This is a genomic window from Bradyrhizobium genosp. P, from assembly GCF_049949265.1.
GTDB lineage: Bacteria > Pseudomonadota > Alphaproteobacteria > Rhizobiales > Xanthobacteraceae > Bradyrhizobium.
This window is the reverse complement of sequence record NZ_CP188195.1, coordinates 3,720,765-3,740,480: the sequence shown is the minus strand read 5'-3', so window position 1 is coordinate 3,740,480 and position 19,716 is coordinate 3,720,765. Positions and strand designations below refer to the sequence as shown.

Genomic DNA, 19,716 nt, shown 5'->3' with positions numbered 1-19,716 from the left:
TCCCTGCGTGGGCGACGTCCAATTCGATGACATGCTCGGATGCTAGCGCCGCGCAGCCGCTCCGGCGAGCAATATAAGGGGCCTATGCGCGATCGCAGTAGCCACCCATTTTTGGAAGCACTGCAACACGATTTTCAGCGCCGCTATGCGTAACTCTCATCCCACCAGTTCTGGCCACGGCACGATGGTCGACTTCACGGTCTTCATCGCCATCGCATCCGCCACCGCCTGGCCGACGCCCTCCTCCGTGAACGGATAGATCGTCTGCATGTCGAGCCAGGGATATTTGTTGCGGGTGCGGTAGAGCATGTCGACGCCGAGCGGCAGGTCGTTGCCGGTGAAGCCCCAGGAGCCGAGCACGTTGAGGTCCTTGGTGCAGATGCGATGCCACGACGTGTTGATGGAGCCGGCGTCGGTGAACTGGCCCATCTCGACATAGGTGCCGCCGTCGCGCAGCATCTCGATGCCTTCGGGTCCCGCGGTCGGATGGCCCGAGCAATCCATCACCAGATCGGCGCCGAAGCCGCCGACGATATCGCGCACCGCCTTGATGCGCTCTTCCGGAGTCTTGAGTTGCTCGATGTCGACGGTTGCCTCGGCGCCGAACTTTCGCGCCAGCGCCAGCCGCGGCGCCTCCGGCGCACCGACGCAGATCACGCGCCCGGCCCCCATCTCCTGCGCGGCGGCAACCGCGAGGATCCCGATCGGGCCCGAGCCCTGGATCACGACCGTGTCACCCCAGGTGAAACCGCCGGCGCGGGTGGCGCGGTTGAAGGCGCGGATGCAGGAGGTCAGCGGCTCCGACAATGCGCCGAGCCGCAGCGACATGTCATCGGGCAGCTTGTAGATCTTGGTGCCCGGCAGCATATCCAGATCGACATAGACATATTCGGCCCAGCCGCCCCACATGTGCGGAGCTTTGTCGAAGCCGAGATAGCGGCCGTAATAGACCGGCGTCAGGCACTTGTTGGCACTCTGCGGATAATGGATGCAGTAATAGCAGCGGCCGCACGGCATCAACGGCGGGATCATCACCTTCGAGCCCACCTTGAGCGGCTTGCTCATGAAGTCCTCGGTGAACTCAGGGCCGCATTCGACGATCACGCCGCCAAGCTCGTGGCCGAGCGTGAACGGCCATGGCAGCGGCTTCGGCCAGTGCCCTTTGAGGATGTGCAGATCGGTGCCGCAGACGCCGCAGGCCCCGACCTTGATCAGCGCCCCTTTCTTGCCGACCTTGGGCCACGGCACGGTGCGGATCACAGGCTTGGCGCCCGGCCCCTCATGGGTGCATACGCGGATCTCAGGCATCGGCCTTTCCTCCCTCGTTCTGGTTTGTTGGTCGCGTCATTTGTCCGTCGTGAGCGGCTTCATCGCACTGCCGTCTGGCGCAAAGCACTCGACGTGGTCTGAAATCACAAACGACATCAGGTCGCGCCCGATCACCAGCGGGCCCTGATAGGTCGAGCGCGTCCGCGCCAGCAGTGCATCCTCAGGCACGTCCTGCGTCAGTGGCTGCGTTGCGAATACGATATGCGAGTAGACCGCAAGCTTCGGTTTTGCTTGCGTGAAGATCTTGCCGGCCTCCTCGGGAGAGGTGTGGTGGTTCTCGATCGCGCGATAGTTCGGATAGGCCTTGAACAAATCGGGGTCGATCAAGGCGACTTCGTGGATCAGCAGGTCGGCGCCCTCCGCCGCCTTTGCGACGCGCTGATCCGGCTTGGTGTCCCCGGATAGTACGACCTTCCGGCCCGCGTACTCGATGACATAGCCGAATGCCGGCTTGATCTTCTCGCCGTGATTGACCTCGATCGCGCTGACCTTGACGCCGTTCTTCTCGTAGACGAGACCCGGCTCGACGTCCTTCGCGTCGAACGCAACGCCGGCGGGCGGATAGTCCTCGTCGGCGATGCGGATGCGGATGTCCTCGGAAAATGCCTTGGTGAGGTTTTCGGTCATCGCCACCGTGCCTTTCGGTCCGAAGATCACCATTGGTGCCTTGCGCGAGCCGAACGGCGTGCCGATCCATCCCGTGAGCCACATATCCGGCAGGCCGACGACGTGATCGGAATGCAGATGCGTGATGAAATGCGCCGTGATCGCGCCGATCGGGATCTTCCTCTGGAACAGCCGGATCGTCGAACCGCGTCCGAAATCGAAGATCAGCTTCTCGGGCCCCGCTTCCACGAGGGTCGAGGCGCTGAAGGCCGACAGCCGCGGCGTCGGCGTTCCCGTGCCGAGCAGCGTCACCCGCATCTCGGCGGCGAACGCTGGACCGCCGCAGGCAAGGACCATCGCAAGGAGCGCGAGGCACAGTTTCATTCGCATCATCCAATTCCTCCCGCCGCCAGCTTCTGTCGAGCAAAGCCGTTCCGGCATTGCGACAGGCTAGGTGAAGCGGATGGAGATGCCAATGTCGCCTGCGACATAACGGACGCGCGCCGCAGATTGACAACACCGGACCGCCACCGCAGCCTGCGACACTGGCGTCAGGTGACGGAATGAAGCTGCAGCCCGGATCCGAGCGGATATTTGCGAACGACGAGACCGACCCGCTGAACGGACGCGTGCAATGGGCGCCGGCAAAGTCGCTCTGGCTCGGCACCATGACGGCGGTCGCGATCGTTCTCGGGCCGATGTTGTTTTCGTGGAGCGCCTTCGCGCTCTTCATCGTAACAAGCGCCATCACGCTGTGCTTCGGGCATTCGGTCGGCATGCACCGCCGATTGATTCATTCGAGCTTCGACTGTCCGCTGTGGCTTGAGCGCCTCTGCGTCTATCTCGGTACGCTGGTCGGCATGGCCGGCCCCTACGGCATGGTGCAGCTGCATGACTTCCGGGACTGGGCGCAGCGCCAGGCGGCATGTCACGATTATTCCTGCCACCGCGCCGGCTTTTGGCGCGATGCCTGGTGGCAGCTGCATTGCGCGCTCGTGCTGAAGCACCCGCCGGAATTCCGGCTCGAGCCGCGGCTCGCCGCCGACCGCTTCTATGCTTTCATCGAGCGGACCTGGATGTGGCAGCAATTGCCCTGGGCGTTGCTGTTCTTCGCGATCGGCGGCTGGAGCTGGCTGGTCTGGGGCATTGCGGTCCGGGTCAGTGTCTGCGTGACCGGCCACTGGCTGATCGGCCATTACTCGCATCGCAAGGGCGGACAGAGCTGGATCATCGATGGCGTCGCCGCCCAGGGTTACAATGTCGGCATCGCCGGACTGATCAGCATGGGCGAAAGCTGGCACAACAACCACCATGCCTTTCCCGGCTCCGCGAGACTGGGCTTGCTGCCGGGCCAGATCGATCTCGGCTGGTGGCTGATCAGGACGTTCGAAGCTCTCGGGCTCGCCAGCAACATCAAGACGCCAGAGACTCTGATGCCGCGGCCCGGACTGCGCCGAGTCGGACCCGGGTGCGAAGCCGAAGCGATCGCGCCCGCAGTGTCCCCATAATGTAACTGCAACCCCGCGTCGCTCAACCGCAGGCCCCTGCCCACTCTTCTTGCACCCTCCGCTAACGCCTCGTTAACCCTGACAGCCTTAGGGTCGTTCGAGCTCCGAAAGGCCGTTGGTCGGGTTGCAGTGATGTCGTTTGCACAGAAGAAAACTACGGTCGTCCCGGTGGCTGAGGAGCGGCGACGCTTCCAGCGCGTCAAGGTCCACCTGCTCGGGCGCTACATGCTGCCCGACCGGCGCGAGTTTCCCTGCCAGATTATCAATATGTCGCCCGGGGGCCTGGCCTTGCTGGCGCCGGGCATCGGCAATGTCGGCGACCGCGTGATCGCCTATCTCGACCATATCGGCCGGGTCGAGGGCCGCATCACCCGCATCATCGACAACGGCTTCGCGATGACGGTCGGCGCCACCGCCCGCAAGCGCGACAAGCTCGCCGCCCAGCTCACCTGGCTCGCCAACCGCGACATCCTCAATCTGCCCGAGGATCGCCGCCACGACCGTATCGTGCCGCGCAACCCGATTGCCCTGCTCACGCAGGAGGACGGCACGCGGATGACCTGCCGGATCATCGACCTTTCCCTTTCGGGTGCGGCCATCGCCGCCGAGAACCGCCCGCCGCTGAAGTCGCTGGTCATGCTCGGCAGGGTCCAGTCCCGCGTGGTGCGAAATCTCGAGGAGGGCTTCGCGCTCGAGTTCGTTCACGAGCAGTCCGCCGAAACGCTCGAAGAGAGCGTTACCGCGAGGTAAAGCGGCAGTCCGCTCAAAACCCCTGATTTTCGGCCCGCAAAGGCGGCTTCCGGCACTCCGGACGCCGCCTTTGACGCATTTGGCGCGCGCATTTCGCGGTTAATTGCGGGAACACTTGTTCGCGTAAACCGCGCTGTAGCAGCGCTTGCCGCGTTAATGCATAAAATTTGAATCAATTGCAGTTGTTTCAAATTTTACGCGAGTTTGAATCAAGTATAGATCGAATTCACCTCAGATTTTACCAGTATTCGCGTCAAATCACCTTCGCCTACTTAGCGGCGGTGCAAAACCTTTGTGGCAAGAGTGGTCCCAACAAGAAAAACGGGGGCCACAATGTTTGGTTTCAGGGGACAGGGGAAAGGTTTGGCGGTTGCCGCCATTCTGCTTGCGACTTGCGTCTCGGCCAAGGCCGGCGACGTGCTCTACGCTAGCCTGGGCGACACCACGCGTTCGCCGATCGGCTGGGTCGAATTCTGCACCGACAATCCGGGCGAATGCCGCGGCGGCCCGACGCAACCACGCGACATCGTGTTGTCGCAGATCGCCTGGCGCGACCTCGTTCGGGTCAACAAGTGGGTCAACGACACGATCAAGCCGATGACCGACATGGATCATTGGGGCGTTGTCGAGAAATGGTCGTTGCCATCAGACGGCTACGGCGACTGCGAGGACTACGTGCTCCTGAAGCGCAAGATGCTGATGGATGCCGGCTGGCCGCGCGAGGCGCTGTTGATCACGGTCGTCCGCGACAAGAAGGGCGAAGGCCACGCGATACTGACGGTGAAGACCGACAAGGGCGAATACGTGCTCGATAACCAGAACGAGAACGTCGTCGCCTGGACCGAAACTGGCTACCGCTTCGTCAAGCGGCAGTCGCAGAGCGATCCCAATGTGTGGGTCTCGCTCGGTGACAACCGCCCGGCTGTTGCAACCGCAAGCTCACGCTGAGCAGACAAGGATTTTCGAACCCGCGACCCGGTCACATCCCCACCCCTCCCCGTCCCAGACCGGTTCGCGCGCGGCCAGGCTTCCCCCAAAGCCTGGCCGCAACTTTTTTTTGGAGCACGGAAGGTCTTGAACTTCCATATTTTGTAGTTACAAAATAACCTATGAAGATCATTTGGGACGAACCAAAGCGTCTCGCCAATCTGGCAAAGCACGGAATGGACTTCGCTGACCTGAATGAGGCGTTCTTCGACACCGCTTTAGTGCTCGCAACCTATGGCAACAGATGGCGCGCGATCGGCGTGAACGTTCGCGGCGTCATTTCCGTCATATTTGCCACCCGTGGCGCCGAAGCGGTCAGCATCGTCAGCATGCGTCCCGCCAGCAAGGATGAAAGGGTCCTCTATGAAGCGAACCGTCGCTAAGAAGGGCTATACCGCAAAGGACATCCGCGCCGTGAGCGACAATCCCGAGTGGACCAAGAACGATTTTGCGAAAGCAAAGCCGTTCAACGAGGTCTTCCCGGCCATGCGCAAAGGACGCGGCCCGAACAAGGCTCCGACCAAGACTTCGGTGACGCTGCGGCTTAGCCCTGCCGTGCTCGAACATTTCAAGGCGGCGGGACCAGGATGGCAAAGCCGGATCGATGAAGCCCTTATCAGGATCGTCAAGCGCAAGGCCGGTTAGGACGTCATAGATCCGACGCGACGCGACGGCCGAGAGGCGTGGCCGCCTACTCCGCGGCCTGCGCGCGGTGCTCCTCCAGCGGAATCAGCTCGGCCGAGGACGAATTCAGCTTCTTGTGCACCAGGCTGAAGACCACCGGCACGAACATCAAGGTCGCAATCGTCGAGAACATCAGGCCGCCGATCACGGCGCGTCCGAGCGGTGCGTTCTGCTCGCCACCTTCGCCAAGGCCGAGCGCCATCGGCAGCATGCCGATGATCATCGCAAGCGCCGTCATCACGACGGGACGGATGCGGACGAAGCCAGCCTCCAGGGCGGCGGCGCGGGGATCACCGAGCTCCGCATAGCGCTCGCGCGCAAAGCTGATCACCAGCACGCTGTTGGCGGTCGCGACGCCCATGCACATGATCGCGCCGGTCAGCGCCGGCACCGAGAGCGTGGTTTGTGTCGTGAACAACACCCAGACGATGCCGGCCAACGCCGCCGGCAGAGCCGTGATGATCACGAAGGGATCCGACCATGACTGGAAATTGACCACGATGAGCAGATAGATCAGCACCACCGCACCGAGCAGTCCGAATAGCAGGCCGGAGAACGCACTCTCCATGGTCTGCACCTGGCCGACCAGCGAAACCGTGCTGCCTTTCGGCAGCTCCTTGGAGGTCTCAGACAACAACTTGCGGATATCGGTGGCGAGGGCGCCGAGGTCCCGGCCCTGCGGCGTGGCGTAGATCTGGATCATCGACTGGATGTCGTACTGCGACACCACAGCGTTCGACGTCGTCCGCTTGATGTTCGCGATACCGCCGAGCACGACTGGCCCCGTCGTCCCAGGCCCGGTCATCGGCAGGTTTTCCAGCGAGCCGAGCGAGTCGAGCTGATATTGCGGCGTCTGCATCACGATCGAATAGGACACGCCGTTGCCCGGATCGAGGAAATATGTCGGCGCGACCTGCGAGCTGCCCGCCAGATTCACCACCATGCTGTTGGCGACGTCGCGCTCGGTCAGACCGACATATTGGGCGCGCGTGCGGTCGACATCGACATTGAGGGTCGGGTTGTGGGCAGACTGCTGGATCCGGGCGTCGGCCACACCGGGAATGTGGCGAAGCTTTTCGAGCAGGCCGTTGGCATAGGTGAAGTTGCCGCCCAGATTGGCGCCGCGAATCTCGATGTCGATCGGCGCCGGGGCGCCGAAGTTGAGGATCTGGTTGACGATGTCGGCCGGCAGGAACGCGAACGTCGTACCAGGGAACCGCCGCGGCAGTTCTTCCCGCAGCTTCTTGACGTAGCGATCAGTCGGTTCGTGGCCCTCCTTCAGCTTGATCTGGATGTCGCCGTCCTGCGATCCGATCACGCCGGTGTTGTTGTAGGTCATGTTGATTCCGCTGATCGGCACGCCGATGTTGTCGGTCATGGTCTCGATCTCGCCAGGCGGGATCACCGTACGAATGGCTTTCTGGATCTGGGCGAATTGATCGGCTGAGTCCTCGACGCGGGTGCCGACCTGGGTCCGCACATGCATCAGGATCTGGCCGGCATCCACCGAGGGGAAGAAGTTGCGGCCGAGATAGGGCACCAGCAGGAACGACAGCGCGACGACGCCTGCGAAGCCGGCAACGAAGGTCGGCCTGTGATCGAGCGCGAACGCGAGCAGGTCGCGGTAGCCGGCGCGGAGATGCTCGAACCCCGCCTCGAAACCACGCTGGAACTGGACCAGCGGATTGCGCGAAGGCCGGGCCTCGCCGTGCTCGTGCGGACGCAGCAGATATTTCGCCATGGTCGGCACCAGCGTGCGCGACAGGATGAACGACCATACCATCGCGAACATCACCGCTTCCGCCATCGGCACGAACAGAAAGCGTGCCACGCCCTGCAGGAAGAACATCGGCACGAACACGATGCAGATGCACAATAGCGAGACGAACGCCGGCACCACGATCTGGTTGGCGCCATCGAGAATGGCGGGCTCGACCTGCTTGCCCTGTTCGAGATGGTAGTTGATGTTCTCGATCGTGACGGTTGCTTCGTCGACGAGAATACCGACCGCGAGCGCCAGACCGCCCAGCGTCATGATGTTGAGGGTCTCGCCGATGACAGACAGCATGATGATCGAGCCGAGCACGGCAAGCGGTATCGAGGTGGCGATGATGATGGTCGAACGCCAGCTGCCCAGGAACAACAGGATCATCACGCTGGTCAGGAGTGCTGCGATGATGCCTTCGCGGGCGACGCCGGTGATGGCGCCGCGAACGAAGATGGACTGATCGCCGACGAAATCGATTTTCAGCGCTGATGGCAGCGACGACTTGAAATCCTCGACCTTCTGCTTGATGCCGGCGATGATGTCGAGCGTCGAGATCGAGCCCGCCTTCAGCACCATCATCAGCACCGAGCGGTTGCCGTTGACATGAACGACGTTGGTCTGCGGCGGATTGCCGTCGCGGATGGTGGCGACATCGCGCAGATAGACCATCGCGCCGTTGACGGCCTTGATCGGGAGATCACCGAAATCCTGGATATTCAGCGGCGAGGTGTTGAGCTGCAAGGTATATTCGAACGACCCGATTTTTTCGGTGCCGACCGGCGTGATCAGGTTTTGCGCAGCCAGCGTGTTGGCGACGTCCTGGCCGGACAGGCCGAGCGCCTGCAGGGCGGTCGGGTTGAGGTCGATCTGGATCTGCCGCTGCTTGCCGCCATAGGGATAAGGGATCGCGGCGCCCGGCACCGTGACCAGTGGCGTCCGCAACTGGTTGATGCCGATATCGGCGAGGTTCTGTTCGGTCAGCCCTTCGCCGGACAGCGCGAGCTGGATGATCGGAACGGTCGAGGCGTTGTAATTCAGGATCAGCGGCGGCGTGGCGCCGGGCGGCAGTTGCTTGAGCAGCGTCTGCGAGATTGCAGTGACCTGGGCGTTCGCGGTGCGGATGTCGACATTGGGCTGGAAGAAGATCTTGACGATGCCGATGCCGTTATAGGAGTTCGCGACGATGTGCTCGATGTCGTTGACCGTGGTGGTCAGCGCGCGCTCGAACGGCGTCGTGATGCGACCGGACATCTGATCCGGTGGCAGACCGGTGTATTGCCAGACCACACCGATCACGGGGATGCGAATTTCCGGGAAGATATCGGTCGGCGTCCGCATCGCGGCGAGCGGCCCAATGATCAGAATCAACAGGGCCAGCACGACAAACGTGTACGGCCGCCCCAAAGCTGTTCTGACAATGCCATTCATTCGTGCGCTTCTCGATCAAATCGCGAGTCCGGCGTTTGCAATACAAACTTCACGCCGCGCGCTTCTGGCATCGACCGAGACAATTTTCCAATCACTAAAGTCTCATCCGACGTTCGATGTGAATCACTTTTCAGCAATGTTTCAGTTCGGAAATACTGGATGCGGCTGTGCGCTCTCGCAGTCACGCAGCGAGTTGACCGTCGGCGCAGAAGACCATCGCCGCATCCCGGTTGACGACTGCCCGCGTTAGAAGAAGCCGTCGAGGAATGCGGCGGTCTCGTCCGAGATGCCGACGATCTTGTTGGTGGCCTGGCGATAGAATTTGAAGTTGAGCTCGGTCTCGGGCTGGCCGTCATTCCAGTCCTTGAAGCGCTTGAGCTGATCCCGTCCCAACGGCCGGCTCGCCAGCGCAACGCGCCTGACACTGATGCTCACGCGCGGCGTTTGCCTGGCGATGCCGGGCTTCCGCGGGACCGGTTCGGCTGATGTGACAACCGCGCGCGCGATCAGGCCCTGGCCGCCCTCGTTCTCGCTGGCGAACACGAACACGACGTCGTCAGCGGCGATCTGCTTGCCGCCATACATCGTCTTTTGCGCCGAGAACGTGAACGCCGTCGCCCGCGCATCGCGAACCTCGGTCTTGATAGCGAACGCCATCGCATGCCTCCGGACGGGGCTGTCGGACGATCTCGAGACCATCTCTGCCAGCCACGTAGTGCCACCTGCAAACCGTCCCAGTTTGACGCAAGAATCGCGACTTTGCGGCAATTTTCGCTGACGCCGTCCCGATCTGCTTGAATCCCCGGGTTTTTCCGCCGCCAAGGTTGTGCTAAGCGGAACCTTTCCAATGATGTCCGGTTTTGGTCGCATGGTCGAACTTGCCCCCCGGAATTCCGAACCCGGCAGTGTCCTGAGCGCACAGCCGATTGCGATGGGCGCCGTGGCGCTGCTGCTGATTGTATTCGGGGTCGGATCGATCGCGTTATGGCGCAGCTACACCGGCAATACGCCCGAGCCGGATCGCGTCGTCGCCGCCCGCCAGTTGCAGGCGCGGACCGCACAGGCCTCCGAGGCGTTGGTGGAGAAGACCAAGGGACTCGAGACGACCCAGCAGGAATCGATCGACCAGCTGCAAGAGGTGCAGGACCAGTTGCAGACGATGCGCCGGCAGATCGCAGCACAACAGGCCGACTCCAAGAAGCTTTCCGATCAGGTCGCGACGCTCACCGAGGCGGTCGAGAGCCTGCGGCAGTCGTTCGCAAGCTCGCATGCCAGCGACTCCGCCGCCGACCCGTCGCCGGGCAAGCGGTCGAAGGCGACACCGTCCGCCCGCAGGCGCGGCAGATCGCACGGCTGACCCGGCTCCGAACCGATCGAATCCCGTAGAAAAACGGGGGTCGACGCCGTCCAATTCGAGCCGAATATTTCCCTAGGCCCGCTAGCGTGAATTAATCACGGACTTTGTGAACTGGTTCACATATCGGCATTGGAATCCGAGTCATCCTTCAGGCACCGGATGGCGTGAGCCGATTTCAATATCCGGGGCTGGCAAGGTCGTTGACGGTATACTGCGTCGACGGCCTTGTTTTTTTAACTCCGGGTCCTCGCAGGCAGGTGATTTGCAGTCGCGCGCGACATCGTTGCGCACCTGACTGGCAGCGTGCGGGCGCGTTCGGCAGCCTTACTCGATGCGATCGCGACGGACACGACCGCGCCTGAGCCGCAACCGCGAAAGCTTCGGCTCGAGGTCGTGGAGCACCCAGATCAACGCGATGCCCAGGCTGAAAACAATACCCATGAACGGCAACGTCAAATCAGGAGTTGTCAGCATCTCTGATGTCCTTTGAGGTCCCGCTCTGGTTGGAGCCGGACCTTAGTTTTCGCGACGGGTTCACGCAGAAACTGCCGCAATGCGATGCAAGCCGCATACCAGCGCGCGGCAACAACAAGGCGGCCCCGGCACGGAGCACACCGGGGCCGCAACAATCATTCCGAATCGGCCGGCCCAGCGATCGAATTAGCCGGCCACCCGCTGCGGGTCAGGCTCAGTTGCAAACCTGCACCGGGCGGACCTGCCAGCCATACGCCGTCCTGATGCGCTGGCGGACGATGTAGCAGCCGCCGTCGCCATAGCCGTACCCGTCGTCATAGCCGTAGTTGGCGTAATAGGGGTCGCCATAGTAGTCGTCGTCATAACCGTAGCCGCCGTAGCCCAATCCGAAGCCGATCGCGGCTGCGGCGAATGGGTAACCATAGCCTCGGCGATAGTACCCACCGCCACCATGCCAACCGCCACCGTGCCAACCGCGGCCGGCGAACGCGCCGCCGCCGATACCTGCGGAGCGGAAGCCACCACCGCCAAATCCTCCGCCCCGAAAGCCCGCGCCACCACCGAAGCCATGGCCACCGAAGCCGCCGCCACCGAAGCCGCCATGGCCACCGAAGCCGCCACCACCGAAGCCACCATGGCCGCCGCCGAAGCCGCCACCGCCGTGACCACCACCGCCGCCGCCACCTCCCCGTGCCGACGCGGCGTCGACCATGAACAGGCCGACCGAGGCCACCGCCATCAAGGCAATTATCGTCTTACGCAACATCACCCGTTACTCCTTCTCAAAGGACCTCCGACGCGTCCCGCGCCCGATCATGCTAACCCAATGTAAGACCGCAACTTCCTGTACGCGCGGCGTGCCGCACTCACTTCTGCGCGACCCGTGTTCATCTAGCAGCCACGGCATATGCTGTTAAGCCGACGGTCGATCGACTGGTTCTCCTTGGCGATGGCCTGGTCGGCGCTTTGGCTGACCGCCGACCCGGTCGTGACGCCCTCACCCGTATTCAGCCTGCCTCCGGAGGACTGCGCCGTGCCGGCGCTGTTGGTCCCCGGCGGTGGCGCAAGGTGCGAAGATGCTGTGCTGCCCGACGAAGAGCTGCCGGTGGCTGATCCGGCAGCTTGTGCCAGGGCGGCTGGCGACGCCAGCAGAATTGCGATTGTCGCGAATGCGGTGGTAGCGGATAGTTTGCGCATGGAATCTCTCCCTGCGGTTTTCAACGATTCCACGAGGCCGCAGTTCCGGCAGCATTGGAGCAATGCAGTTTGCGCAAGCTGATCGAGTTTGACGACGACACCTTCGACAAGCTGAAGCAGCTTGGGCGCGACCGGATGGCGACCCTTCAGGAGCTGGCCGACGAGGCCTTCGCCGACCTGCTTAGGAAGCACGGTATCCCGATCGACCTGAAGGACGCGCTACGCAAGAGCGCACGACTCCCGGGCACAGGGCTTCAGCATGCACCGAAGCAAGGGCCCGCAGGCAAGAGCAAGCGAGGCCGGAAGAGCTGATGCCGCCTCAACCGATCTTCTTCAGCCCGGCTTTGTATTGCGGTCCGCGGATGGCGTAGGACTTGGCCGGCCTCGTCATCGCCTCGATCTGGGCTGCGTCCAGCGTGCGGATCACGCGCGCGGGCGCGCCGATGATCAGCGAGTATTCCGGAAATTCCTTACCCTCGGTGACGACCGAACCGGCGCCGACGACGCTGCCGCGCCTGATCCGCGCCCCGTTCATCACGATTGATCCCATTCCGATCAGCACGCCATCCTCCAGCGTGCAACCGTGCACGATCGCATTGTGGCCGATGGTGACGTCCTTGCCGATCACAAGCGGAAAGCCGGGGTCGACGTGAAGCGTCGAATTGTCCTGGACGTTGGAGCCCTCGCCGACCTCGATCCACTCATTGTCGCCGCGCAGGACGGCGCCGAACCAGACGCTGGCGGACGGCAACAGCCGAACCTTGCCGATCACGGCGGCCGTGTCGGCGATGAAGCAGTTGCCGTCGGCGGGAAGGTCGGGCGCCTGCCCGTCGAGTTCGTAGATCGCCATGAAGGTCTCCCTGGAGCGTTTTCGAGCGAAGCGGTCACCCGGTTCGCGTGAAGAAAACGCGTCAAAACGAGAAGCGGAGCTTCGGTTCTGATTCAATCAGAACCGAAGCTCTGGTCAGGGCGACCTTGGCACGACGGCTAACGTCGTTTCAAGCGAGGCGGATCATGATCGGGTCAGGCCAGCACGCCGGCGGCGCGCAGCGTCATCACGAAGAAGGTGCCGGACATCAGGCTCCAGAAGCCCGCGATCACGGTCGCCATCATCACGAATTCGAAGCGGCGGCGCTCGATTCGGGCGCCGCGCAGCGTGTTGCGCATGATGATGAAGGGCGCGGCAAAGACCAGGAACGGAACTGCCGCGAAGGTCTTCGGCGCCACCCCCTCCTGCAGCAGGCCGAAACCGGCCGGGCGCTGCGCCATCGCCTGGTATCCGCTTGCCAACGCGCCCGCGAGGGCAAAACCAATGAAAAGCGAGAACAAGGAATTGAGGGTATCGGGCGACATGGGCACTTCCACTCTACGCAACTGACCGCCGCTCTGCTTCGCAGAATTGGCGGCCTGCCGCCACATCATCCTTAAGAAAGGGTTAATCCACCGCAGCGGCCGGCACGTTTGCGCATGGCTCGCAGGCTGCGGATTCCATTGGAATCATACGGAAATCCACCGCCGCATGGCATATTCGGCGGATGATTCGTCCGCTTCCGACCTGATCCGATGCCTCGCTCATGACACTGCTCTCGACCGCCCAGCATCTCGCGCGCGACACGCGCCGCAATCCGCGCGCGCACCTCGTGCCGATCATCCTGTCGGCCGTCATCGCGGCGGGCGCGATCGCGCTCGTCGCCTATCTGTTGTGGCCGACCTACGCCACCGTCCCGCCGAGCGACCCGTCGCGGCTACCGGTCAGTGTCGGCGGCTCGCTGTTCAACGTGCCGACATTGGCGGTGCGCATGAAGATCCAGCGCCATTCCGGGCCGCAGGAGCGCGTCGACCTCAGCTTCCTCTATCCGTCGCTGGAGGCGCCCGCAGCGCCCAAGCACTACAGCGCCGAAACGGTCGAGGACAAGGTGCAGCCGATCGACCGGATCTTCGTGTCGATCGCCGCTCACCACGATTCCCTGGCGCCCGACATGCGCCTGCGCACGATCTATCCGCATTATCTTGAAGACGCCGCCAATACCGACGACGGCCTGACGGCGCGGGCGTTTCGCGACGGCTCGCCCTATGCGGGCGAGGACCTGTTCATCGCTGGTGAGCCGGCGCTGGCCGCGCGCTGCACGCGCGACGCCACCACGCCGGGCATGTGCCTGAGCGAGCGCCGCATCGAGGGCGCCGACCTGACCTTCCGCTTTCCGCGAAGCTGGCTCGCGCAATGGCGCGACATCGCCACCGCGATGGATCGCCTGTCCGCGCAGACGCACAGCGCGAAAGGCTGATTTTTCCCGTCATTGCGAGCGGAGCGACGCAATCCATCAGGCCGCATGTGCGGAAGCATGGATTGCTTCGTCGCGGAGCCTGTCATCGGGCGCGCATTTCGCGCGACCCGTTGGCTCCTCGCAATGACGGCTTGGCAGGCAGCGCGGCTGTTCAGCCTACTCGCTCAGATCCTCTTCCAGGATCGCCATCTGGAACTGGAACGAGCGATCATCGTCCTCGTCATCGACGAACAGCACGCCGATGAATTCCTCGCCGATATAGACCTCGGCCGAGTCGTCCTTCTTCGGCCGCGGCATCACGCGGATCTTGGGATTGCCGAACACGCGTTTGAGATACGCGTCAAGCTTCCTGACTTCCTGAATGTCCACGGCAGTCTCCAATCGGGTCGATGATTTTCCGGGGAGTTTTAGGACGAGACGGCAGAGACCGCCAGCGCCTTTTCAGGCTCTGGCGACGCAATATTTGCGAAGCTGGATCGCCGTCAGAAGGCGAATGAAATCAAAGGCCGCGAAATCAAAGCCCAATCGCGTTGAGCATCTGGTCCATGGTGCGCGACGGTTCGGCGCAGCCGGCCTCGCCGACGATCTTTGCGGGCACGCCCGCCACCGTGACATTGTGCGGCACCGGTTTGACGACAACCGAGCCCGCCGCAATGCGCGCGCAATGGCCGATCTCGATGTTGCCGAGAATCTTGGCGCCGGCGCCGATCAGCACACCATGGCGGATCTTCGGGTGGCGGTCCTCGTTCTCCTTGCCGGTGCCGCCAAGCGTCACGCCGTGCAGGATCGAGACATCGTCATCGATAACGGCCGTCTCGCCGCAGACGAAGCCGGTGGCGTGATCGAGGAAGATGCCGCGGCCAATCCTCGCCGCCGGGTTGATGTCGGTCTGGAACACCGCCGAGGAACGGCTCTGCAGGTAATAGGCGAAATCCTTGCGGCCCTTTTTATAGAGCCAGTGCGCGAGGCGATGCGTCTGCAGCGCATGAAAGCCCTTGAAGTAGAGCAAAGGATCGATGAAGCGCGCGGTCGCGGGATCGCGGTCGTAGACGGCGACGAGATCGGCGCGGAACGCATTGCCGAGATCGGGCTCATCGCGCAGCGCCTCGTCATAGGTCTGGCGGATCAGGTCGCCGGAGACCGCGGAGTGATCGAGGCGTTCGGCGATCCGATGCACCACCGAATCTTCCAGCCGTTCATGATGCAGCACGGTCCCGTAGATGAAGGACGCCAGCTCGGGCTCGCGCCGGACGATGTCTTCGGCCTCGCCACGGATGCGATCCCAGATGGGATCGAGCGCCGCCAGCTTTCCCCCCTGCGTATTGACCTGATGAACTGCCATGGGCTGCTCTCGCAATTCGGTTGTTTGGCCGTGCGTTATAGCACGACGGATTGAGCACGTCCCGGGACGGCTCGGTACGGTAAACCCCAGCCGAACGCCCCCGGCGGACGTCTAGGGGAATTGGTCGGGATTTTGCCGAAATCAAGCCGTGCTCTTGCAACTATTGGCGGATTTCGTCCGCTTCGGGTTTTTGGGCATGGTCGGCCGCAAAACGGGGGATAAGCCATCAACACGCAGATTTTACGCGCGCGCCTGGCCGATGCACGGCTGGTCTGGGTCGCCACCATAGCCATTCCCCTCTTGCTGCTCGCACCCGCCTTCTGGAACGGCTATCCGCTGCTCCAGTGGGATACCGGCGGCTATCTGGCCCGCTGGTATGAAGGGTATCTGGTGCCGAGCCGATCCACCGTATTCGGCATCTACCTGCATCTCGGCGAGGATTCGAGCTTCTGGCTCAATCTCGGCATCCAGGCGCTGGCGACGCTGTGGATCCTGCAGTTGACGCTGCGGGTGCTCAACCTCGGCCGGATGGTCCGGCTGGTCCCGATCAGCCTGGTGCTGATCCTGACCACCGCCCTGCCCTGGCTCGCGAGCATGCTCCTGACCGACATCTTTGCCGGGCTGTCGGTGCTCGCGTTGTTCGTCCTCGTCCTGCACAGCGGGAAGATTTCGACACTGGAGAAATCCGTGCTGTTCGCGTTCATCGCGTTCTCGGGTGCCACGCATAGCGCGACACTCGCAGTGCTGCTCGGCCTTTGCTGCGTCGGCTGGATCGTGCGTCCGTGGCTGCGCCGGCAAATTCCGGCCGCAGGCCTCGTGCAGGGCAGCCTGACCATCATCGCCGGCGCGGCGATGCTGCTGGCGGCGAATTTCGCGCTGTCGGGGCAACTCGCCTGGACGCCCGGCGGCGCCGGCGTTGCCTTCGGCCGCATGCTGCAGGATGGCATCGTCACGCAATATCTGCGGGACCATTGCGCGAAGCAGAATCTGAAGCTCTGTCCCTATCGCGACGAACTGCCGCCGACCGCCGACGACTTCCTGTGGGGCCACAGCATGTTCGACAAGCTCGGCCGCTTCCAGGCGCTCAATGACGAGATGGGCTTCATCGCGATGCACTCGCTCGCCGAATACCCAGCATGGCAGGCCGAGGCCGCGCTGGCCGCGACCGCGCATCAGCTCCTTGATGTGGCGACCGGTGAAGGCACCCATGGCTGGATTCCCCACACCTACGGCATCATCGAGCGCTATATCCCGTCGCAAGTCGCGCCGATGCGTGCGGCGCGCCAGCAGCGCTGGCACCTCGATTTCACTGCGATCAACCGCGTCCATGTGCCGGTCGCGCTGGCCTCGATGTTCGTCGTCGCGATCCTGTTCGGCCGCGGCCTGTGGCGGCGGCGGGGCGATGACATCACGCTGCTTGCCGGAACAGTCACGCTCGCCTTGCTCGGAAATGCCGTCATCTGCGGCGTGATCTCCGGCCCGCATGATCGCTACGGCGCGCGCATCGTCTGGATCGCAACCTTCGTGGTATTGATCGCGGCCGCCAAAGCCCTCGGCGAGCAAGAGGCCGATCAGCTAGGGTCGCCGTGACAGGAAATCGGCGACGCCGGTCTTGTAGACCTTGTCGCCGACCGCCCGCATGTGATCGCGGTTCGGGATATCGAGCACCTCGGCTCCCGGAATGATGCTGCCCAGCGCGGAGGCAGAGCCCGCGATCTCATCGTTGCTGCCGACCGCAATCAGCACCGGCACGCGAATGCCGCTTGCCTCCTCACGCGTCATCAGCCGCCGCGAACCGCGCAGGCAGGCGGCGAGCGCGCGGCGGTCGGAACGGGTCTGGTCAGCAAAAGCACGGAAGGTACGGCCGACCGGGTCGGTGACGTCGTCGAGCGACGGCGCCTCCAGCGCGGCGGCGACGTTCTCGCCGGGACCGCCGCCCTCGATCAGTCCGATGCCGATGCCACCGAGGATCGCCGAGCGCAGCCGCTCGGGATGCTCGAGTGCCAGGACCGCCGTCATTCGCGAGCCCAGCGAATAGCCCATGATGTCGGCGCGCGCGATTCCGAGGTGATCCATCAATGCGATCACGTCGCTTGCCATGATCGCGATCTCGTACTGCGCGGCATCGTAAAGCTTTGTGGAATCGCCATGGCCGCGATCGTCGAGCGCGATGACGCGCCGTCCGGCCTTGACCAGTTCGGACACCCAGGTCGGATAGACCCAGTTGACGTTCTTGCTCGAGGCAAAGCCATGCACGAGCACGATCGGTTCGCCCTCGCCCTCGTCGAGATAGGCAATCTGGACATCGCCGTGATGAAAACTCGGCATCTTCAATTCCGCTGTTTAGGAGAGATTGGGATTGGCGATCGAGGGCGATCGCAAGCTTAGCCCTGCGCAGACGTACCCGCCAGCGCAAGCTCGGCCGCGATTTGCCGCTTCAGACGCCGCGCCTTGCTTCGCGCCAGCCATGACGTGGTGGCTCGCTCGGCCGTCGCCTTGATCGACGACAGGAAGCCGAACAACGTGAGCAGCGCACCGAACAGCCACATCGACAGATTGAACGCACCGACCGCGAGCAACAGTGCGCCGCGGCCGAGCAACTTCAGGATCGCGCGGGTCTGGCCGCCCTTCGCTTCGGCGATCCGGGCTGCACGCGCAATCTCTTTCGGATTGTCCGCGACCTTCAGCGTATCCCGTGCGGCGCGAACACCGGCCGCCTCGCCAACGCGTCCCACGTCCTTGGCGACGCGAACCAGCGCGCCGGCCTTGTCGGCACGAAACGCGGCGCGGATCGCGGTTGCGGTCTCCGCCGGCCGAAACACCGAGCCGGACGCGACCGCCTGCTCGAGAACCGGTCCGTCCACGACGTCGCGCGTCGAGCGGCCGGCCCATTCGATCAGCCCCTCGCTCAGCCGTCCCGCCTTGCGCGTATCCTTGACCAGCGTCAGTCCGGCGCGCAGCGGCACGGCGCTGCCGACCGAGACATAGGTCGCCGCCGTCACCGCGAGCCCCGCGGTCGCAAGCCCGAGCACCAGACGATCGGTCTCCTCGCCCATCGCCAAATGCTTGCCCTCGCGCACGACGTCACGGATGTCGCCGAACACGAAGAGATCGCCCGCGACGGTCCCCGACAGGCTGGCTGCGTCGTCGGCATTGCCGGTGACGAGGCCGGTTGCGAAACCTTTGGCAAAATGTGTGGTGGACGCCTGCTCGGTGACGGCGTCGTCGACGCGTTTTGTGAGGTCGTCACTGAGCGCGATGTTCTTGTCATGCGCGAGCGCCACAAAGCTCGCCGCAAGGTCGGCATCGCCGGAGGCAAGCGCCGCCTCGATATTGTCTGAAATCAACGCCGGATTGCTGCGCAGGACAGCATTAAGCCTGATATCGGCAAGCGCTGTGGGATCGTCCTGCGCCGCCAACACGATGCCGGCATCACGGGCATGCGGCCAAATAGCCGCGGCCACGGCAGCGCTTGCTGCTATGCCGGCTATCGCAAGGCTGAGGCGCACCCGGTTCATTCGGCGAAACTCGCTGTTTAATTCACGCTGGAAATAGTGTGCCGTTTTTGAGACACAACGGCTGCGACCAAAGAAGGGCTTCTCTGGGACGACAAGATTGTGTCGAATTTGCATGAGCAAATGCGCGGCCGGGGCTACTTGGAATCAACGGTTCCCGCCAGTATGGTGCGCTGCATTTCGCGATGCCGCGCGCTGCTGAGTGCGTCCGCCTATCGTTGCTATCCAAGGTGAGAATATGTCCGACCACGTCGTCCCGCACTTCCATAACGATGCCGGTGTCTCGGTGATCGAGATCGGCTCGCAGGAGTTCATGTGCGTGGGCGCCAACCCGCCGTTCGACCATCCGCACGTGTTCCTCGACCTCGGCAACGACAGCGAGATCATCTGCCCGTATTGCTCGACGCTCTATCGCTTCGCGCCCGACCTCGGCGCCGGCGAGGCACGCCCGCCCGAATGTGTCCTGAAAGACAAGGTCGCCTGACC

At 63.3% G+C, this 19,716-nt stretch carries 23 protein-coding genes; 10 read left to right on the top strand and 13 right to left on the bottom strand.

Annotated features, from left to right (window positions below):
• Window positions 1-156 precede the first annotated feature (156 nt).
• Both ACP2YO_RS18185 and ACP2YO_RS18180 read right to left on the bottom strand, forming a co-directional pair.
• Entirely contained in the window at window positions 157-1,308 is a 1,152-nt protein-coding gene (locus ACP2YO_RS18185) for a zinc-binding dehydrogenase (RefSeq protein WP_426442074.1), read from the bottom strand.
• A 36-nt stretch (window positions 1,309-1,344) separates the two neighbouring features.
• On the bottom strand, window positions 1,345-2,328 hold the full coding sequence (locus ACP2YO_RS18180) for an MBL fold metallo-hydrolase (RefSeq protein WP_426442073.1): 984 nt from the start codon (window positions 2,326-2,328) through the stop codon (window positions 1,345-1,347).
• A gap of 170 nt (window positions 2,329-2,498) precedes the next feature.
• On the opposite strand from ACP2YO_RS18180, the gene ACP2YO_RS18175 reads away from it, so the two are divergent.
• The 5 genes from ACP2YO_RS18175 (at window position 2,499) to ACP2YO_RS18155 (ending at window position 5,825) form a co-directional block, all read left to right on the top strand.
• Complete coding sequence (locus ACP2YO_RS18175) at window positions 2,499-3,443, top strand: acyl-CoA desaturase (RefSeq protein WP_426442072.1); 945 nt, start codon at window positions 2,499-2,501, stop codon at window positions 3,441-3,443.
• Between the two features lie 132 nt (window positions 3,444-3,575).
• Window positions 3,576-4,193: a PilZ domain-containing protein gene (locus ACP2YO_RS18170; protein WP_426442071.1), complete on the top strand. Its 618-nt coding sequence runs from the start codon at window positions 3,576-3,578 to the stop codon at window positions 4,191-4,193.
• 333 nt (window positions 4,194-4,526) lie between these two features.
• Window positions 4,527-5,141 carry a transglutaminase-like cysteine peptidase gene (locus ACP2YO_RS18165; protein ID WP_426442070.1) on the top strand — a complete coding sequence of 205 codons (615 nt, stop codon included), beginning with the start codon at window positions 4,527-4,529 and terminating at the stop codon, window positions 5,139-5,141.
• A 161-nt stretch (window positions 5,142-5,302) separates the two neighbouring features.
• The gene (locus ACP2YO_RS18160; RefSeq protein WP_426442069.1) at window positions 5,303-5,563 is read left to right on the top strand and encodes a BrnT family toxin; all 261 of its coding nucleotides are present in this window, start codon (window positions 5,303-5,305) and stop codon (window positions 5,561-5,563) included.
• Window positions 5,544-5,825, top strand: a complete 282-nt coding sequence (locus ACP2YO_RS18155) for a BrnA antitoxin family protein (protein WP_426442068.1) — start codon at window positions 5,544-5,546, stop codon at window positions 5,823-5,825. The genes ACP2YO_RS18160 and ACP2YO_RS18155 overlap by 20 nt, the downstream gene beginning before the upstream one ends.
• Window positions 5,826-5,871: 46 nt before the next feature.
• Here the strand turns inward: ACP2YO_RS18155 and ACP2YO_RS18150 are convergent, their stop codons facing one another.
• Together ACP2YO_RS18150 and ACP2YO_RS18145 are read right to left on the bottom strand one after the other, a co-directional pair.
• Complete coding sequence (locus tag ACP2YO_RS18150; protein WP_426442067.1) at window positions 5,872-9,060, bottom strand: efflux RND transporter permease subunit; 3,189 nt, start codon at window positions 9,058-9,060, stop codon at window positions 5,872-5,874.
• Window positions 9,061-9,306: 246 nt separating this feature from the next.
• Window positions 9,307-9,717 carry a hypothetical protein gene (locus ACP2YO_RS18145; protein ID WP_426442066.1) on the bottom strand — a complete coding sequence of 137 codons (411 nt, stop codon included), beginning with the start codon at window positions 9,715-9,717 and terminating at the stop codon, window positions 9,307-9,309.
• A 211-nt stretch (window positions 9,718-9,928) separates the two neighbouring features.
• Here ACP2YO_RS18145 and ACP2YO_RS18140 point away from each other — a divergent pair, with 211 nt between their 5' ends.
• Complete coding sequence (locus ACP2YO_RS18140; protein ID WP_426443231.1) at window positions 9,929-10,417, top strand: hypothetical protein; 489 nt, start codon at window positions 9,929-9,931, stop codon at window positions 10,415-10,417.
• A gap of 324 nt (window positions 10,418-10,741) precedes the next feature.
• Here the strand turns inward: ACP2YO_RS18140 and ACP2YO_RS18135 are convergent, their stop codons facing one another.
• The 3 genes from ACP2YO_RS18135 to ACP2YO_RS18125 form a co-directional block, all read right to left on the bottom strand.
• Entirely contained in the window at window positions 10,742-10,891 is a 150-nt protein-coding gene (locus ACP2YO_RS18135) for a hypothetical protein (RefSeq protein WP_426442065.1), read from the bottom strand.
• 214 nt (window positions 10,892-11,105) lie between these two features.
• Window positions 11,106-11,657 (bottom strand): hypothetical protein, encoded by a 552-nt coding sequence (locus tag ACP2YO_RS18130; protein WP_426442064.1) that lies wholly within the window; start codon window positions 11,655-11,657, stop codon window positions 11,106-11,108.
• A 125-nt stretch (window positions 11,658-11,782) separates the two neighbouring features.
• Window positions 11,783-12,088, bottom strand: coding sequence for a hypothetical protein (locus ACP2YO_RS18125; RefSeq protein WP_426442063.1), 306 nt, complete (start codon window positions 12,086-12,088; stop codon window positions 11,783-11,785).
• Between the two features lie 69 nt (window positions 12,089-12,157).
• Between ACP2YO_RS18125 and ACP2YO_RS18120 the strand changes: the two genes are divergently transcribed.
• Window positions 12,158-12,400 carry a hypothetical protein gene (locus ACP2YO_RS18120; RefSeq protein ID WP_426442062.1) on the top strand — a complete coding sequence of 81 codons (243 nt, stop codon included), beginning with the start codon at window positions 12,158-12,160 and terminating at the stop codon, window positions 12,398-12,400.
• A 7-nt stretch (window positions 12,401-12,407) separates the two neighbouring features.
• Here the strand turns inward: ACP2YO_RS18120 and ACP2YO_RS18115 are convergent, their stop codons facing one another.
• Window positions 12,408-12,938 carry a gamma carbonic anhydrase family protein gene (locus ACP2YO_RS18115; RefSeq protein WP_426442061.1) on the bottom strand — a complete coding sequence of 177 codons (531 nt, stop codon included), beginning with the start codon at window positions 12,936-12,938 and terminating at the stop codon, window positions 12,408-12,410.
• A gap of 173 nt (window positions 12,939-13,111) precedes the next feature.
• A complete protein-coding gene (locus ACP2YO_RS18110; protein ID WP_426442060.1) occupies window positions 13,112-13,441 on the bottom strand; it encodes a DUF6949 family protein in 330 nt (109 codons plus the stop codon).
• A 221-nt stretch (window positions 13,442-13,662) separates the two neighbouring features.
• Between ACP2YO_RS18110 and ACP2YO_RS18105 the strand changes: the two genes are divergently transcribed.
• Window positions 13,663-14,373, top strand: a complete 711-nt coding sequence (locus ACP2YO_RS18105) for a hypothetical protein (RefSeq protein WP_426442059.1) — start codon at window positions 13,663-13,665, stop codon at window positions 14,371-14,373.
• Between the two features lie 156 nt (window positions 14,374-14,529).
• Here ACP2YO_RS18105 and ACP2YO_RS18100 read toward each other — a convergent pair whose 3' ends face one another.
• Together ACP2YO_RS18100 and cysE are read right to left on the bottom strand one after the other, a co-directional pair.
• Complete coding sequence (locus ACP2YO_RS18100; RefSeq protein WP_426442058.1) at window positions 14,530-14,742, bottom strand: DUF3126 family protein; 213 nt, start codon at window positions 14,740-14,742, stop codon at window positions 14,530-14,532.
• Window positions 14,743-14,887: 145 nt separating this feature from the next.
• The gene (gene cysE / locus ACP2YO_RS18095) at window positions 14,888-15,715 is read right to left on the bottom strand and encodes a serine O-acetyltransferase (protein WP_426442057.1); all 828 of its coding nucleotides are present in this window, start codon (window positions 15,713-15,715) and stop codon (window positions 14,888-14,890) included.
• Window positions 15,716-15,940: 225 nt separating this feature from the next.
• On the opposite strand from cysE, the gene ACP2YO_RS18090 reads away from it, so the two are divergent.
• Window positions 15,941-17,305, top strand: a complete 1,365-nt coding sequence (locus tag ACP2YO_RS18090) for a hypothetical protein (RefSeq protein WP_426443230.1) — start codon at window positions 15,941-15,943, stop codon at window positions 17,303-17,305.
• Here the strand turns inward: ACP2YO_RS18090 and ACP2YO_RS18085 are convergent.
• Together ACP2YO_RS18085 and ACP2YO_RS18080 are read right to left on the bottom strand one after the other, a co-directional pair.
• Window positions 17,291-18,043, bottom strand: a complete 753-nt coding sequence (locus tag ACP2YO_RS18085; RefSeq protein ID WP_426442056.1) for an alpha/beta fold hydrolase — start codon at window positions 18,041-18,043, stop codon at window positions 17,291-17,293. The two genes, ACP2YO_RS18090 and ACP2YO_RS18085, sit on opposite strands and share 15 nt — an antisense overlap.
• 56 nt (window positions 18,044-18,099) lie before the next feature.
• A complete protein-coding gene (locus ACP2YO_RS18080) occupies window positions 18,100-19,233 on the bottom strand; it encodes a hypothetical protein (protein ID WP_426442055.1) in 1,134 nt (377 codons plus the stop codon).
• A 235-nt stretch (window positions 19,234-19,468) separates the two neighbouring features.
• Between ACP2YO_RS18080 and ACP2YO_RS18075 the strand changes: the two genes are divergently transcribed.
• The gene (locus ACP2YO_RS18075; protein ID WP_426442054.1) at window positions 19,469-19,714 is read left to right on the top strand and encodes a zinc-finger domain-containing protein; all 246 of its coding nucleotides are present in this window, start codon (window positions 19,469-19,471) and stop codon (window positions 19,712-19,714) included.
• Window positions 19,715-19,716 lie beyond the last annotated feature (2 nt).